The sequence below is a fragment of the Vibrio pomeroyi genome, assembly GCF_024347595.1.
GTDB classification, from domain to species: Bacteria; Pseudomonadota; Gammaproteobacteria; order Enterobacterales; family Vibrionaceae; genus Vibrio; species Vibrio pomeroyi.
Map to the genome: position 1 here is coordinate 903,741 of NZ_AP025506.1, position 16,729 is coordinate 920,469.

A 16,729-nucleotide genomic window follows, 5' to 3' on the forward strand; every position below is an offset into this window, starting at 1 on the left:
AGACTGAAATGGCAGAGTCAGACGGTCAAGAACGCACAGAAGACGCCACGCCCAGACGCTTGCAACAGGCCAAAGAGAAAGGGCAGGTTGCAAGGTCAAAAGAGCTAGCGTCAGCGTCGGTATTAATTGTCGGTGCGATTGCATTAATGTGGTTTGGCGAATCCATGGCGAAGGCTTTGTTCGAGGCTATGCAGCGCCTGTTCTCTTTAAGTCGCGACGAAATCTTTGACACCAATAAGCTTCTTGAAATCGCTGGTGGCGCACTGGTGAACCTGCTGTTTCCGCTGTTCTTAATTCTGATCACCTTGTTTGTTGCGGCTGTTATTGGCGCTGCAGGTGTCGGCGGGATTAACTTTTCGATGCAAGCTGCAATGCCTAAAGCGTCGAAGCTCAACCCTCTCAGCGGTATTAAGCGGATGTTTGGCCTACAAAGCTGGGTTGAACTGCTCAAATCTATTTTGAAAGTAGCGCTCGTGTCGGGCATGGCGATTTATCTGATTCAAGCCTCTCAGCATGACTTGATGCAGCTAAGCATGGATGTCTATCCGCAGAACATTTTCCATGCCTTGGATATCTTGCTTAATTTCATTCTGTTGATCAGTTGCTCTTTGTTGATAGTGGTGGCTATTGATATCCCATTCCAGATCTGGCAACACGCGGATCAGCTGAAGATGACAAAACAAGAAGTGAAAGACGAATTCAAAGACACTGAAGGTAAGCCTGAGGTTAAAGGTCGAATTCGTATGTTGCAAAGGGAAGCGGCTCAGCGTCGAATGATGGCTGATGTACCTCAAGCGGACGTTATTGTCACCAACCCAGAGCACTTCTCGGTGGCTTTGCGCTACAAGCAGAACCAAGATAAAGCGCCAATCGTGGTCGCGAAAGGTGTGGATCACATGGCGATGAAGATTCGTGAAATTGCCCGTGAAAATGACATCTATATTGTTCCAGCACCGCCATTGGCGAGGGCGCTTTATCACACAACAGAGCTCGAACAACAAATTCCTGACGGTCTGTTTACAGCAGTTGCTCAAGTACTCGCCTATGTTTTTCAACTGAAACAGTATCGAAAGCGTGGGGGAGAAAGGCCAAAACTGCAAGATTCTAATATGCCGATCCCACCTGATTTACGTCATTAGATCAATTGCTTGAGCTCAGCGTGATGAACCCTGATAATAGAGGCTTAGCTATTGCTCTTTTCAAAGAGGTGATGGCGATAATTTGACGTAAGATGTTGGTACAGTGTTTGCTATATCAATTCCGAACATAATAACTGGTTCATTATTACTCCTGTGTATTATCAACCTGTGCATTATAAACCTGTTTTTTATTAAACATAGCAACATAGCTTAGATCTGAGCGTCAATACGCTTGGTGAGATAGCTACAACATAGCGAACCTGTCTAGATTTATGAAATTCACCCTGCCTTTTGCGGACAAGCTACCGAAAATCCCTAACCGTGCCATGCCTGCGATTGGTGCGCCTGTTATGGTACTTGCAACGCTTGCTATGGTGGTGTTGCCCATTCCTGCGTTCTTGTTGGATATGTTCTTCACCTTCAACATTGCACTGTCTATGGTTGTGCTACTGGTCTCGGTATATACCCGCAGACCTTTGGATTTCGCCGCTTTCCCTACAGTCCTTCTGATTGCGACACTACTTCGATTAGCCTTGAACGTTGCTTCTACGCGTGTGGTTTTACTGCATGGTCACGAAGGTGGCGACGCGGCTGGTAACGTGATTGAAGCCTTCGGTAACGTGGTTATCGGTGGTAACTACGCGGTTGGTTTAGTGGTGTTCTTGATCTTGATGATCATTAACTTCATGGTTGTTACCAAAGGTGCAGGCCGTATTTCGGAAGTAAGTGCACGTTTCACCTTGGATGCCTTACCGGGTAAGCAAATGGCAATCGATGCCGATTTGAACGCGGGTTTGATCGACCAAGATCAGGCGCGTCTACGACGTTTTGAAGTAACCAAAGAAGCTGACTTCTACGGTTCGATGGACGGTGCTTCTAAGTTTGTAAAAGGCGATGCGATCGCCGGTATCCTTATCCTCTTCATCAATATCATTGGTGGCTTGAGCATTGGTATGGCTCAGTTTGACCTTGGCTTTGGTGAAGCAATCGAAATCTATACGCTACTGACTATCGGTGATGGTCTGGTTGCACAAATTCCATCGCTATTACTTTCTATCGCTGCCGCGATGATGGTAACGCGTCAAAACACCGATGAAGACATGGGGCAGCAGCTTGTCTTCCAAATGTTCGATAATCCAAAAGCTCTGATGATCACTGCCGCTATCCTTGGCATCATGGGTATTGTTCCGGGCATGCCGCACTTCTCATTCTTGAGCTTAGCTATAGTCGCGGGCGCGGGTGCGTATTACATCGATAAGAAACAGAAGAAGAAGGCTTTGGAGCCAAGCCTTCCGGCGGCAGTTGAAGCCAGCGGAGAAACAGGTTCGCAGAAAGAGCTTTCTTGGGATGATGTTCAGCCCGTTGATATCATTGGCCTAGAAGTAGGTTACCGCTTGATTCCACTGGTAGACAGGGACCAAGGTGGTGAATTGCTAGAGCGCGTTAAAGGTGTGCGTAAGAAGTTGTCTCAAGATTTTGGTTTCTTGATTCCTGCCGTACATATTCGCGATAACCTAGAGTTGACACCAAACAGCTATCGAATCACCTTGATGGGGGTTGCGGTCGGTGAGGCTGAGATTAAGCCTGACATGGAGCTCGCGATTAACCCGGGCCAAGTATATGGAATGATCGATGGTGAGCCGACGATTGACCCAGCATTTGGGTTAGAAGCGGTATGGATTCGTGAAGAGCAGCGTGAACACGCACAAGCTCTTGGCTACACGGTTGTGGATTCATCGACCGTACTGGCAACACACCTCAGCCAATTGCTCACCAACAACGCATCGCAGTTGATTGGTCACGAAGAAGTACAGAACCTGCTTGAGATGCTTAGCCGTTCAACACCTAAACTGGTGGAAGGCTTTGTACCGGATCAGTTACCACTGGGTGTGGTTGTGAAAGTTCTACAAAACCTGCTCAATGAAGCCATTCCAATTCGTGATATTCGAACAATAGTCCAAACTTTGTCGGAGTACTCAGGTAAGAGTCAAGAACCTGACATACTAACCGCGGCTGTTCGTATATCATTGAAACGACTAATTGTTCAGGAAATCAATGGTATAGAACCAGAATTGCCGGTTATAACCTTGATTCCTAAGCTGGAACAAATCTTGCATCAAACCATGCAGGCATCCGGCGGAGAATCTGCTGGTATTGAACCTGGTTTAGCCGAACGTTTACAGACCTCCCTCAGCCATGCCACACAAGAGCAAGAGCTGAAAGGTGAGCCAGCGGTGTTACTGACCTCTGGTGTGTTGCGTTCTACTCTGGCTAAGTTCGTGAAGAACACGATCCCAAGCTTGAGAGTATTATCTTACCAAGAGATACCGGACGAAAAGCAGATACGCATAGTACAAGCTGTTGGTAATTAAGCCGCCTAATTAGAACGGACGATCGAATTGAAAATTAAACGATTTTTTGCAAAAGATATGCGAACTGCGCTGCTCCAAGTTAAAGAAGAACTTGGTTCGGAAGCGGTGATCATGTCTAACAAAAAGGTCGCAGGTGGCGTGGAAATTGTTGCCGCTATTGATGGCGAATCCAGCCCATCGACAGCGCCTCAGAGACTCAATAAACCTCAGCAGCCTGCACCAAGCCAATATACGCAGATGGCCGCTCCTGCAGCACCATCAGGGCGTCGTCAGCTAGACGATGACAAGGTTAGCCTTCAGTCGAATGCTGAAGGTGGTCGCTCAATGACTAAACGCTTTGCCAACATGCTTAAGCAGTACAGTCATGGTGCAGACGACGAGCCACAACATCGTGCTGAAAACGAAGATTCGTTGTCAGCCCTACTGAATCGCCAATCAGGCAACAGTCACTTGTCGCAGAATAATCAGCAATCGAGCGGTAACCTCGATTCTGCATTTGCGCGTGAAACAGGTTTATCCAAACTGATTGCAGAAGACCGTCGAGTTGAGCGCCCTGCTCCTCGTCTGGATCCTACTCGCTATGATCGTGGTCGTGAGAATACTCAGTCCAAAGGTTCAGATACTGAAATGGAAACGATGCGCGAAGAGATGACCTCGATTCGCCGTCTTTTGGAACATCAAGTGTCTGGATTAATGTGGCAAGAAGTTGAGCGTCGTGAACCCCTCAGAGCCATGCTTATCAAACGCCTTGAACGTATGGGCGTTTCGGCTGAGCTTGCGGATCAAATGGCTTGCTACATCCCGGAAGATACCAAACCAGCTCGAGCTTGGAAGGCGTTGTTAGCGCTTGTTGCTGACCAAATCTCTGTGACACAAAAAGATATTTTAAAACGCGGCGGTATTGTGGCTCTGCTTGGTCCAACCGGCGTAGGTAAAACAACGACGGTTGCAAAGCTCGCTGCACGTGCTGCCATGGAATATGGCGCCGACAATGTGGCACTAGTGACAACGGACACATATCGCATAGGTGCACATGAGCAGTTATCGATTTATGGTCGAATTATGGGTTGTCCTGTAAGAGTTGCTAAAGATTCTAGTGAATTGGCCGATGTAATATACCAGTTACGTAATCGTCGCCTAATTCTGGTCGATACTGCAGGCATGGGACAACGAGATGTTCGCCTATCTGAGCAGTTAGACACACTGATGCAAGAGAGTGGTTCCGTTATTAATAGTTACCTTGTGTTGCCAGCAACCGCGCAGCGCAAAGTGCTACAAGAAACAATTGAACACTTTAGAAGAATCCCGTTGTCGGGGTGCATCATGACTAAGCTGGATGAATCCCTAAGTCTAGGTGAATTCATCAGTGTCGTAATACAAAATGCATTACCAGTTGCTTACATAGCAAATGGTCAACGAGTTCCTGAAGATATCGTTATAGCTCAGCCAAAGTACATGATTGCTAAGGCCAATGAGTTATTAGAAAAATCTACAGAGAATGAACCTCATTACTGGAACAGCGATTCTGAAGGGCTCTAGGCGGCGGATAAATATGAACGAAAATATGATACATGATCAAGCTAGCGGCCTCCGTCGCTTAACCAAGCCTTCACTCACAAAAGTTATTGCTGTAACGGGTGGTAAAGGCGGCGTTGGTAAATCTAACGTGACCTTAGGCATGGCTATTTGTATGGCGCGCCAAGGTAAAAAAGTCATGGTACTGGATGCTGATTTAGGCCTTGCGAACGTCGACATCATGCTGGGAATTCGTTCTAAACGAAACCTTGGACATGTGTTGGCAGGTGAATGTGAACTTAAGGATGCGATTGTCGAAGGTCCGCACGGAATTAAAATTATTCCAGCGACATCGGGTACACAGAGCATGACTGAGCTTTCACATGCACAGCATGCGGGTTTGATTCGAGCGTTTGGTTCGCTTGAAGACGAGATGGACATCTTGTTAGTTGATACCGCTGCGGGTATCTCGGACATGGTGATTAGCTTCTCAAGAGCAGCGCAAGATGTCGTGGTTGTGGTTTGTGATGAACCTACTTCAATCACTGATGCATATGCGCTGATTAAGCTTTTGAGCAGAGAACATCAGGTTCAGCGATTTAAAGTTGTTGCAAATATGGTCAGAAGCTACCGCGAAGGCCGAGAATTATTTGCAAAATTGACTTTGGTCACAGAGCGCTTCTTGAATGTGAGCCTCGAACTCGTAGCATGTATTCCTTTAGATGATAAAGTACGTCAATCAGTCAAGAGACAGAAAATCGTAGTCGACGCGTTTCCTCGCTCTCCAGCTGCGTTGGCAATCAGCTCACTGGCTAATAAAGCATTGACCTGGCCAATACCAAAAACACCAAGTGGACACTTGGAGTTCTTTGTTGAAAGGCTGCTGAACCGTACTGAATTTGTAGAGGAACCATTTGGTGAATAAAGCGCTTACCTACGACCAACACGCTAATCACAATAGCCAACAGGCTTTTTTTGAGAAGTACTCTGTGTTGGTTAAACGTATCGCTCATCACTTGTTGGGGCGATTACCGCCTAATGTATTGGTTGATGACTTGATTCAAGCTGGCATGATCGGCTTGATTGAAGCGCAACAAAACTATGATGGTACCAAAGGCGCAAGCTTTGAGACGTATGCCGGTATTCGAATCCGTGGTGCAATGTTGGATGACATTCGCCGTGGGGATTGGGTGCCGAGATCGGTTCATAAAAACAATCGAGAAATCAGCAGTGCAATTGCGGAATTAGAGAGCACTCTCAACCGCGACCCAAGCGATGCCGAAGTGGCAAAGCACATGGGACTTAGTTTAGAGCAGTATCATAGTGCTTTAACTGATATTAATTGCTCAAGACTGGTCGGGATCGAAGATTTAGGCGTCTCAGATGATGTAATATCTCCGAATGAAGACTCTCAAGATAACGCGCCTTTTCAAGGGGTTGCTGATGAGTCATTCCGTCAAGCTCTGATCGATTCGATAAAACAGCTTCCGGAAAGGGAAGGCTTAGTGCTTTCTCTTTATTACGACGAAGAACTCAATTTAAAAGAGATTGGGGAAGTATTAGGTGTCAGCGAATCTCGTGTCAGCCAAATATTGAGCCAATCTATGCAGCGTTTACGCACTAAGTTAAGTGCTTGGACACAGAACGACTAACAACACTGATTTTTATTCAGTGGAGGCTAATTTGAACAAAAACATGAAAATTCTCATTGTTGATGATTTTTCAACGATGCGCCGAATTGTTAAAAACCTACTTCGCGACCTAGGTTTCAACAACACACAAGAAGCAGACGATGGCTTGACCGCGTTACCTATGCTGAAAAAAGGCGAATTTGATTTCGTGGTAACTGACTGGAACATGCCGGGCATGCAAGGTATCGACCTGCTAAAACACATTCGTGCAGACGCTGAACTGAAGCACCTTCCAGTGCTAATGATCACAGCAGAAGCGAAGCGTGAGCAGATCATCGAAGCTGCGCAAGCGGGTGTTAATGGTTACATTGTGAAGCCTTTCACTGCCGCAACTCTTAAAGAGAAACTAGATAAGATTTTTGAGCGCTTATAAGCATTAAAAATAACCTGTTTTAGGCGCTTCTAGAGAGACATTAACTTTTTAGTTTCCCGTTTCTCTCAAACGTTGAAGCGTCACAAATATGCGGAGTAAGGCCGAACTCAGGATGATTTCATTAGAACAAGCAAAAAAATTAGTAGAGCTGCTTGAAAACGATGAGCAGCAAGATGCTGATTCTCTTGTTAGAAGCATTTATGAAGACAACTTTAGTCTTCAAGACAATCCAATGCTTCAAGAAATAGGTAGTCTGACTCGCGACCTCCATGACTCTTTGACACAATTCAACTTTGACGAGCGCATTAGCGTTATCGCAAATGATGAAATCCCTGATGCAAGGGATCGCCTTCAGTATGTCATTGATAAAACGGAAGTGGCGGCAAATAAAACGATGGACGCTGTCGATCGCTGTATGCCAATCGCAGACAACCTACACGAGTGTTTACTTCAAGTAAGGCCTCAATGGAATGAACTGATGCATGGCCGCATTGAGCTGGCACAATTTAAAGCTTTATGTCACCGCATTGATGGATTGCTTGTCCAAGTAGAGGGCGATAGTACCGAACTACGTGGACAACTGACTGAAATCTTGATGGCTCAGGATTTCCAAGATTTAACTGGGCAGATTATTAGCAAAGTTATTACCTTGGTGAATGAGGTTGAAGGGCGCTTAGTCGAGATTCTCACCGTATTTGGTGCGAATCAGGTTGAGCCAACTCCAAAATCAGAGAAGAAAGCATCGATTGCTCCAGAAGGGCCAATCATGAATCCAGAAGAGCGCGAAGACGCTGTTGCTTCTCAGGATGAAGTCGACGATTTGTTATCCAGTCTTGGATTTTAAAGGTAACGTATGAGCTACGATTTAGACGAAGATATTCTTCAGGACTTTTTAGTCGAAGCAGGAGAGATCCTTGAGCTTCTATCAGAGCAGCTGGTAGAACTTGAGAATAACCCTGACGACAAAGACCTATTAAATGCTATTTTCCGTGGTTTCCATACAGTAAAAGGTGGTGCTGGTTTCCTAGCATTAACTGAGCTGGTGGATACTTGTCATGGTGCCGAGAATGTGTTCGACATTCTACGCAACGGCCAACGCAGCGTAACATCAGGCTTGATGGATACCATGCTGCAGGCTCTAGACACTGTTAATACACAGTTCCAAGCCGTGCAAGATCAGGAACCTTTAGTGCCAGCAGACCAATCTCTATTGGATGAGCTTCATCGTCTCTGCAAACCAGAGTCTGCTGATGAAGTTGCACCAGTAGAAGCACCAGCACCTATTATCCCTGAACCTATTGTTGCAGCGCCTGAGCCTGTTGTTGAAAGCGCAAGCATCAGCGCATCTTCTGTTGATGATATCTCTGAAGATGAGTTTGAACGCCTACTTGATGAACTTCATGGTAAAGGTGGTTCACCAACATCGGCTTCTGCACCAACACCGCCGCCGGCTCCAGCTGCACCTCAGCCTGTCGCAGACAGCGGTGATATTACTGACGACGAATTTGAAAAGTTATTAGATGAATTGCACGGTGCGGGTAAGAGCCCGACAGCGGCAAGTTCAACGCCTCCACCACCGCCAGCACCTCCTGCAGCACCTGTTTCGGCGATGTCTGAAGGCGATGATCTGATGACGGACGAAGAGTTCGAGAAGTTACTAGACCAACTGCATGGTTCAGGTAACGGGCCTTCGATTGAAGAGCTTGATGCAGCGACTAAGCCTGCAGAAGTTAAACCTACGCCAGTTGCACCACAAGCTGCGCCTAAGCCTGCTGCCCCGGTTGCGGTTAAAGCAGAACCGAAGCCTAGCGCTCCAGCAAAAGCTGAAGTGAAAGCGCCAGCGAAGAAGCAACAAGCTGAAGCAACTGTTCGTGTCGATACATCAACACTCGATACCATTATGAACATGGTTGGCGAATTGGTATTGGTTCGTAACCGACTCGTTAGCCTTGGCTTAAACAGTAACGACGAAGAAATGTCGAAAGCTGTCTCTAACTTAGATGTTGTTACTGCAGACCTACAAGGTGCGGTAATGAAGACTCGTATGCAACCGATCAAGAAAGTATTTGGTCGTTTCCCTCGAGTTGTCCGCGACCTTGCACGTAGCCTGAAAAAAGACATCGTTCTTGAGATGCGTGGTGAAGAAACGGATCTAGACAAAAACTTAGTAGAAGCACTTGCTGATCCACTGATTCACTTGGTGAGAAACTCAGTTGACCACGGTATTGAAATGCCGGAAGACCGAGTGATGGCGGGTAAATCAAGAACCGGTAAAGTGATTCTGTCTGCCTCTCAAGAGGGTGATCACATTGAGCTGGCTATCGTTGATGACGGTGGTGGTATGGACCCTGATAAGCTTCGCGCTATCGCAGTTAAACGTGGTCTGATGGACGAAGACGCTGCGTCTCGCTTATCAAACAAAGAATGTTTCAACCTAATCTTTGCTCCTGGCTTCTCAAGTAAAGAGCAGATCTCTGATATCTCTGGTCGTGGTGTAGGTATGGACGTTGTGAAAACAGCGATCAACACACTGAATGGCTCAATTGATATCGATTCAGAGATGGGACAGGGCACCAAGATCACGATCAAGGTGCCACTGACACTGGCGATTCTACCTACCTTGATGGTCGGTGTGGCAGGCCACCCATTCGCATTGCCATTGGCATCTGTAAATGAGATCTTCCACCTAGATTTAAGCCGCACTAACGTGGTTGATGGTCAACTGACCATCATCGTTCGTGACAAGTCTATTCCGTTGTTCTACTTGCAAAACTGGCTTGCGCCTAAAGCGGGTATCGTTGAACTGCGCAAAGGACACGGCCATGTTGTTATCGTACAACTGGGCAGTCAACGTGTTGGTTTTGTTGTCGATACACTTATCGGTCAAGAAGAAGTAGTCATCAAGCCACTTGATAAACTACTGCAAGGCACGCCAGGAATGGCAGGCGCGACAATCACAAGTGACGGACACATTGCATTGATTCTAGATGTGCCGGACTTGTTGAAGCAGTACGCAGCTGCGTCAAGAATTTAATTTAAGGATAAATATGGCGATTAAAGTATTAGTCGTTGATGATTCGAGCTTTTTTCGTCGTCGCGTTAGCGAGATAATCAACTCAGAGGCTCGCCTAGAAGTCATCGATGTAGCAGTAAACGGCAAAGAAGCGGTCGAGAAAGCAAAGAAGCTAAGACCTGACGTGATTACGATGGACATCGAAATGCCTGTCATGGACGGCATCACAGCCGTTCGTGAAATTATGGCTGCGTCTCCAACGCCTATTTTGATGTTTTCATCGTTAACGCATGACGGTGCGAAAGCAACGTTAGATGCGTTAGATGCCGGTGCTCTAGATTTCTTACCTAAGAAGTTTGAAGACATCGCTCGTAACCGTGATGACGCAGTCGCATTGCTTCAACAGCGTGTAATTCAGATTGCCGCTAAGCGTGCATTCATGCGTCGTACACCTGTTGCACCGCGAGCTACTGCAACGACTTCAACATCAGCGCCATTACGCCAACCGATGTCAGCAGCGACTTCGGCTGCTGCTTCATCTGCGAAGCCTGCAGTTGCATCAGCAGCCAAGTTTAGAGCTTCGGGTAAAAAGTATCAGTTAACCGCGATTGGCACGTCGACTGGCGGTCCGGTTGCACTACAGAAGATTTTGACCCGCATCCCTGCCAACTATCCACATCCGATTGTGTTAGTTCAGCATATGCCTGCAACCTTCACTGCTGCTTTTGCGAGCCGATTGAATACCTTGTGTAAGATTGAAGTGCGTGAAGCTCAAGATGGTGACGTGTTGAAACCTGGTGTGGCTTATCTTGCGCCGGGTGGCAAACAGATGATGGTTGATGGCCGCCCTGGCTCTGCTCGCTTAAGAATTATCGATGGCGGCGATCGCATGAATTACAAACCATGCGTGGATGTGACTTTCGGCTCTGCTGCGAAGATCTACGGCGACAAAGTCTTGTCTATGATCCTGACTGGTATGGGCGCAGATGGTCGAGAAGGTTCGCGTATGTTGAAGACTGCGGGCTCGACAATTTGGGCACAAGACGAAGATAGCTGTGTTGTATATGGTATGCCTCAAGCTGTAGCAAAAGCTGGCATTTCTACTGAAGACCTACCTCTAGACCGCATTGCGGAAAGGATCTTGGTTGAAGTTGGGTTAGCTTAGGTAAATCGAGATGATTGTTTGGAGTGTTGCAAACCAAAAAGGTGGTGTTGGTAAAACAACCACGACAGTGACCTTGGCAGGCTTGCTTGCCTTAAAAGGGCATCGTGTTCTGTTGGTTGATACTGACCCACATGCATCACTGACCACCTATCTGGGTTACGACTCAGATACGGTGGAGTCGAGCCTGTTTGATCTGTTCCAGTTGCGTGAGTTTTCTGCGCAGACAGTAAGACCACTGACGTTGCAAACCGACGTTGAAGGCATCGATATCATTCCTGCACACATGTCATTGGCAACACTTGATCGTGTGATGGGAAATCGAAGCGGCATGGGATTAATCTTGAAGCGTGCTTTAGCGGCGTTGAAAGATGATTACGACTACGTGCTGATCGACTGTCCGCCAATTCTTGGTGTGATGATGGTGAACGCATTGGCGGCGAGTGATCGTATTTTGATTCCGGTACAGACTGAGTTTCTGGCAATGAAAGGCTTGGAGCGCATGATTCGCACTCTAACCATCATGCAGAAGTCTCGGAAAACACCGTTTAAGGTGACGATTGTCCCGACCATGTACGACAAGCGAACCAAGGCTTCACTGCAAACATTAACGCAGCTTAAAGAGGATTATCCGAACCAAGTTTGGACGTCTGCTGTGCCGATTGATACCAAGTTTAGAGACGCAAGCCTAAAGCGCTTGCCAGCATCTCATTTTGCATCGGGTAGTCGTGGTGTATTTGCTTACAAACAACTGCTTATTTATCTCGAAAGGTTGGCGATAAATGAGCGCGAATAAAGAATCAACAATGGCGCGACCAAGTCTATCGAGTGAACAAGCACTGGATGACTATTTTACCGCGCTGTTAGGCGATGAAAGCTTCGATTCTGACGATTTTTTTGTTGACGAGTCTAACGACGAATCACAATCTGAAGAGCCAGAGCCAGAGCCAGAGCCAGAGCCAGAGCCAGAGCCAGAGCCAGAGCCAGAGCCAGAGCCAGAGCGACAATTGGCGAGTCATCATTCAAGCTACGCGGAAATTCGCGCAGCTGAGTTTGAAGTGCCTAATCTTGAGGATGTTCAAAAGCTACTCAGTCGCTTAGAAGCAACCAATGTGGTTGATGAACTGAATCTTGATGAGTTGATGGATCAGAACACTCAGAAAATCGCTCAGCAAACAGACATGCAAATGTTTGATGCTGCGGTCGAATCTGTTCAAGTGTTTGAAGAACCAGAAATTCAAGATTGGAATCTTCCAGAAACCGATTTATCAATTGCTGTGGAGCCTTTGGCTGAATCACCGTCAATTGAAGAGCAACAAATTGAAGTTGAGTTCGCCGCTCAATCTGAGTTAGTAAAAACTGAACAAGCTGAAGTGATAGAACCTGAGCTTGAAGCTCCTTCCATCGAGCCAGTTGTTGAGCTTGAAACTCAAGCTGGAGGTGCTGACCAATTTACTTCTTGGGAAAGCCAAACTCGAACAGAAGATTTTCAAGTACTGTATTTTGATGTGAATGGTGTGACCTTTGCGGTGCCGCTTGATGAACTCGGTGGTATCCATCGCCTAGAAGAGGTCAATCACATTATTGGTAAACCGACTTGGTATTTGGGGTTGCAAACCAATCGTGATAGTCAGCTAGATGTGGTCGATACCGCAAAATGGGTGATGTCTGAGAAACTATCAGGTGACGAATACAAAGAAAACTATCAATATATAGTGATGCTTGGAGAAAGCTTGTGGGGCCTTGCGGGCACTGAGCTCAAAGGCACCGAGTTGCTGAATACAGATAAAGTACGCTGGCGAGAAACGGCGGGAAAGCGCCCTTGGCTCGCTGGTATGGTAAAAGAAAAAATGTGTGCTTTGATCCATGTCGAAGCATTAATCGCCATGCTAAACGCAGGGCTAGATGTAAAAGCATTGAGCTAGTACTACGATTGGTACAACAAAAGCATCAAGTTAATAATAGTGGTCGGTAACGACGGCAAGAGGATTATCTATGTCTCAAATGAGTGAAGTTGAAGTAAGAAAAGATCAAACTAATGACGAAGTACTTCAATGGGTAACATTCCAGCTAGAAGAAGAAACTTACGGCATCAATGTAATGCAAGTACGTGAAGTACTACGTTACAGCGAAATTGCTCCGGTACCGGGTGCTCCAGACTACGTGCTAGGTATTATTAACCTGCGTGGCAATGTTGTTACTGTTATCGACACTCGTTCTCGCTTTGGCTTGATGCAAGGTGAAATTACAGACAATACTCGTATCATCGTTATTGAATCTGAGCGTCAAGTGATTGGTATTCTAGTAGATAGCGTTGCTGAAGTGGTTTACCTACGTTCTTCTGAAATCGATACAACACCAAGTGTTGGTACTGATGAAAGCGCGAAGTTCATCCAGGGCGTAAGCAACCGCGATGGCAAGCTGCTTATCTTAGTAGATTTGAACAAACTACTAAGCGAAGACGAATGGGATGAGATGGCTCACCTGTAATGTTTGAAGCGCTTCCTTTAACCCCTGTTGCTCTGATTGCAGGAGTCGGGGTTTTTACGTTATTCATCCTGATTTTGATTAGCAAAGTAAAACGTGCGATTCAAAAGCAGCTTGATCAGTCACGCCTTCAAGTTCGTAACTTGGACAAAGAGCTACAAAAATCGAGTAAACAATTACTTGAGGTTCGCTCTGTTGTGGTTGGTCTTGGCCAGAAAGTGACTGAGCAGCAAGATCTGATCAAGCACTTGAATGAACGTATTGTTGAGTTGGAACATGCGGACACCGATGGACGTTTGTACACGCGTGCAACGAAAATGGTTCAGCTTGGTGCTGGGATTAACGAACTGATCGAAGAATGCGAATTGCCAAAAGCGGAAGCTGAGCTAATGATGTCTCTGCAAAATAAGCTTACTGGCAAAGAGAAAATTCCTTCGCTAAGAAGTAATCCTTCATCATTTGATGAACAACCTGCGTCTTCTCGTGATCGTAGAGACCCACCTCGACGCCGATAAATTGAGCGCTTGTTGCGTATCGAGCACTTGATGTTTATCACGCATTCCTCTTAAAAGAAGCTTCGGCTTCTTTTTTTATGCCTGTCTGTTGTATATAGAACGATGTTTATAAGTGCTTGTATCTACGACAATATCTTGTTTGTTGATTAAAATGTGTAAATTGTGATGCGGTGGTAACAGTTTCTTACGGAGTTTGTTCTATCGAAAACGCCTAGTCCTGTTTTGTCACCATGTTGGTGTGCTACTATAGCCCTCTCATTACTCGACTAAATTTTCCTATGCTAGAAGTCTCAAATTTAACTGCTATTCGTGACGACAGGGTTCTGTTTGAATCGTTGTCTTTTCAATTAAAACCAGGTGAACTGGTTCAGGTTGAAGGTCGTAACGGTACTGGGAAAACGACACTCCTTAGGATTATTACTGGTCTAGGTGATCGTGATGATGGCACTATCTCTTGGGATGGTGAGTCCATCGAATCGAGTCGAGATGTTTATCATCAAAATTTGCTTTTTCTTGGTCACCAAACGGGCGTAAAGCGTGAGCTTAGTGCCTATGAGAACCTAAGTTTCTATCAATCGATTCACAGTGGTGGTTCGAGCAAAGAAGATCTTTACCATGCTCTGGCTCAAGTAGGTCTTGCAGGTAGAGAAGATGTCCCTGCTGGGCAGCTTTCTGCAGGTCAACAGCGCCGAGTGGCGTTGGCTCGTCTTTGGTTGAGCAAACAAATGTTGTGGATTCTCGATGAGCCGCTGACTGCGATTGATAAGCAGGGCGTGAAAGTTCTCGAATCTCTTTTTTCTCAGCATGCAGACAACGGTGGCATCGTGCTATTAACCACGCACCAAGATATGTTTGCTGATAGCCCGAAACTAAGAAAAATAAAGTTGGGTGAGTAATATGATCTCTTCTATGACCACGATTATCCGACGTGAGCTGCTTATCGCATTCCGACGTCAAGCGGATATCTTTAACCCTCTGTGGTTCTTCATCATTGTTATCACGCTTTTCCCTTTAAGTATCGGCCCTGAGCCAAACCTACTTGCACGCATTGCAGCGGGCATTGTTTGGGTAGCCGCTTTACTCTCTGCATTGCTCTCTTTAGAGCGCCTTTTCCGTGATGATTTTCAAGATGGTGCCCTCGAACAGATGATGCTGATGCCCATCCCGTTGCAGTTGGTAGTATTGTCCAAGGTCATAGCACACTGGTTGTTGACCGGGTTACCATTGATTCTAATCAGCCCATTGTTGGCGGTTTTGCTGTCTTTAGATTTTGATACATGGCTCTCAGTTGTGTTGACCTTGTTGGTAGGTACACCCGCATTGAGCTTTATTGGTGCGATTGGTGTTGCGTTGACCGTTGGGTTACAGAAGGGCGGAGTCCTGTTAAGCCTGTTAATTCTGCCGCTTTACATCCCCATTTTGATTTTCGCGACGTCAGCGATTGACGCTGCGGCATTGGGCGTTGCGTACAACGGCCAGTTGGCGGTACTTGGGGCGATGTTAATGGGTGCGATGACTCTGACACCTTTTGCGATCAGTGCCGCACTTAGAGTGAGTGTGAACTGATAAGGGTTCCGTTATCGTATAGCTAATGTGAAGCAAATGTGTCGGTCGGACTCATAGAGTCAGCAAAACTGAAAGCAAGACAAAATAAATTATTATAATTATAGCTTTAATAGCTGTAAGCAATATGAAGTAAGAGTGAGATTACAACATGTGGAAATGGCTCCATCCCTATGCCAAAGCAGAAACGTCATATCAGCTTGCTGGTAAACTTCTGCCATGGTTTTCGATCCTAGCGCTATTGTGTCTATCCGTCGGTACCGTGTGGGGGCTTGCATTTGCGCCTTCAGATTACCAACAAGGTGATAGTTTCCGAATCATCTACATCCATGTTCCGTCTGCAATTTGGTCTATGGGCGTGTACATGTCGATGGCGATTGCTGCATTTATCGGTTTGGTATGGCAGGTAAGACTATCAGACATGGCCGCATTGGCTATGGCGCCGATTGGTGCTGTATTTACCTTCATTGCACTATTAACGGGTGCGGTTTGGGGTAAACCAATGTGGGGTGCTTGGTGGGTTTGGGATGCACGTTTAACCTCAGAGCTGATTCTTCTATTCTTATACTTGGGTGTGATTGCACTTCACCACGCGTTTGACGACCAAAAAACAGCCGCTAAAGCAGCAGGCATTTTGGCAATTGTTGGTGTTATCAACCTACCTATCATTCACTTTTCAGTAGAGTGGTGGAACACACTTCACCAAGGCGCGACGATCACTAAATTCGACAAGCCTTCTATTTCAAGTGACATGTTATGGCCGCTTCTTCTTAACATCTTCGGCTTCGCCTTTTTCTTTGGTGCTGTGACTATGGTTCGTTTCCGTAACGAGATCATCAGTAAAGAGAGTCACCGTCCATGGGTCCGCAAGCTTGCGGCTGAAAAAGCGTAGTAGGGTA

The 16,729-nt window shown here is 46.3% G+C and carries 16 protein-coding genes; all 16 read left to right on the top strand.

The features are described 5' to 3' along the window. Positions 1 to 8 precede the first annotated feature (8 nt). The 16 genes from flhB to OCV12_RS04160 all read left to right on the top strand — a co-directional run bounded on the left by flhB (position 9) and on the right by OCV12_RS04160 (position 16,722). The gene (gene flhB / locus OCV12_RS04085) at positions 9 to 1,139 is read left to right on the top strand and encodes a flagellar biosynthesis protein FlhB (RefSeq protein ID WP_017631767.1); all 1,131 of its coding nucleotides are present in this window, start codon (positions 9 to 11) and stop codon (positions 1,137 to 1,139) included. A 272-nt stretch (positions 1,140 to 1,411) separates the two neighbouring features. Continuing rightward, positions 1,412 to 3,511, top strand: a complete 2,100-nt coding sequence (flhA, locus tag OCV12_RS04090) for a flagellar biosynthesis protein FlhA (protein ID WP_261885404.1) — start codon at positions 1,412 to 1,414, stop codon at positions 3,509 to 3,511. 27 nt (positions 3,512 to 3,538) lie between these two features. Further along, complete coding sequence (gene flhF / locus OCV12_RS04095) at positions 3,539 to 5,050, top strand: flagellar biosynthesis protein FlhF (protein WP_215403494.1); 1,512 nt, start codon at positions 3,539 to 3,541, stop codon at positions 5,048 to 5,050. 13 nt (positions 5,051 to 5,063) lie between these two features. Beyond that, complete coding sequence (locus OCV12_RS04100) at positions 5,064 to 5,951, top strand: MinD/ParA family protein (protein WP_017631764.1); 888 nt, start codon at positions 5,064 to 5,066, stop codon at positions 5,949 to 5,951. Beyond that, positions 5,944 to 6,678 carry an RNA polymerase sigma factor FliA gene (locus tag OCV12_RS04105; RefSeq protein ID WP_004739861.1) on the top strand — a complete coding sequence of 245 codons (735 nt, stop codon included), beginning with the start codon at positions 5,944 to 5,946 and terminating at the stop codon, positions 6,676 to 6,678. Before OCV12_RS04100 ends, OCV12_RS04105 begins: the two co-directional genes overlap by 8 nt. A 43-nt stretch (positions 6,679 to 6,721) precedes the next feature. Beyond that, positions 6,722 to 7,090, top strand: a complete 369-nt coding sequence (gene cheY, locus OCV12_RS04110) for a chemotaxis response regulator CheY (protein WP_008218307.1) — start codon at positions 6,722 to 6,724, stop codon at positions 7,088 to 7,090. 112 nt (positions 7,091 to 7,202) lie between these two features. Further along, positions 7,203 to 7,934 (top strand): protein phosphatase CheZ, encoded by a 732-nt coding sequence (locus tag OCV12_RS04115; RefSeq protein ID WP_261885405.1) that lies wholly within the window; start codon positions 7,203 to 7,205, stop codon positions 7,932 to 7,934. Between the two features lie 9 nt (positions 7,935 to 7,943). After that, positions 7,944 to 10,124 (top strand): chemotaxis protein CheA, encoded by a 2,181-nt coding sequence (locus OCV12_RS04120; RefSeq protein WP_261885406.1) that lies wholly within the window; start codon positions 7,944 to 7,946, stop codon positions 10,122 to 10,124. Between the two features lie 13 nt (positions 10,125 to 10,137). Continuing rightward, positions 10,138 to 11,268: a protein-glutamate methylesterase/protein-glutamine glutaminase gene (locus OCV12_RS04125; RefSeq protein ID WP_261885407.1), complete on the top strand. Its 1,131-nt coding sequence runs from the start codon at positions 10,138 to 10,140 to the stop codon at positions 11,266 to 11,268. A gap of 10 nt (positions 11,269 to 11,278) precedes the next feature. Then, entirely contained in the window at positions 11,279 to 12,061 is a 783-nt protein-coding gene (locus OCV12_RS04130; protein ID WP_239847198.1) for a ParA family protein, read from the top strand. Beyond that, positions 12,048 to 13,190, top strand: a complete 1,143-nt coding sequence (locus OCV12_RS04135; RefSeq protein WP_261885408.1) for a chemotaxis protein CheW — start codon at positions 12,048 to 12,050, stop codon at positions 13,188 to 13,190. Before OCV12_RS04130 ends, OCV12_RS04135 begins: the two co-directional genes overlap by 14 nt. A 70-nt stretch (positions 13,191 to 13,260) precedes the next feature. Beyond that, positions 13,261 to 13,755, top strand: a complete 495-nt coding sequence (locus tag OCV12_RS04140) for a chemotaxis protein CheW (protein WP_004739873.1) — start codon at positions 13,261 to 13,263, stop codon at positions 13,753 to 13,755. Further along, entirely contained in the window at positions 13,755 to 14,267 is a 513-nt protein-coding gene (locus OCV12_RS04145; protein WP_261885409.1) for a DUF2802 domain-containing protein, read from the top strand. Before OCV12_RS04140 ends, OCV12_RS04145 begins: the two co-directional genes overlap by 1 nt. 278 nt (positions 14,268 to 14,545) lie before the next feature. Beyond that, positions 14,546 to 15,163, top strand: coding sequence for a cytochrome c biogenesis heme-transporting ATPase CcmA (gene ccmA / locus OCV12_RS04150; RefSeq protein ID WP_171349718.1), 618 nt, complete (start codon positions 14,546 to 14,548; stop codon positions 15,161 to 15,163). A gap of 1 nt (position 15,164) precedes the next feature. Continuing rightward, positions 15,165 to 15,833, top strand: a complete 669-nt coding sequence (gene ccmB / locus OCV12_RS04155; protein WP_004736228.1) for a heme exporter protein CcmB — start codon at positions 15,165 to 15,167, stop codon at positions 15,831 to 15,833. Between the two features lie 148 nt (positions 15,834 to 15,981). Beyond that, a complete protein-coding gene (locus tag OCV12_RS04160) occupies positions 15,982 to 16,722 on the top strand; it encodes a heme ABC transporter permease (RefSeq protein ID WP_017064107.1) in 741 nt (246 codons plus the stop codon). Positions 16,723 to 16,729 lie beyond the last annotated feature (7 nt).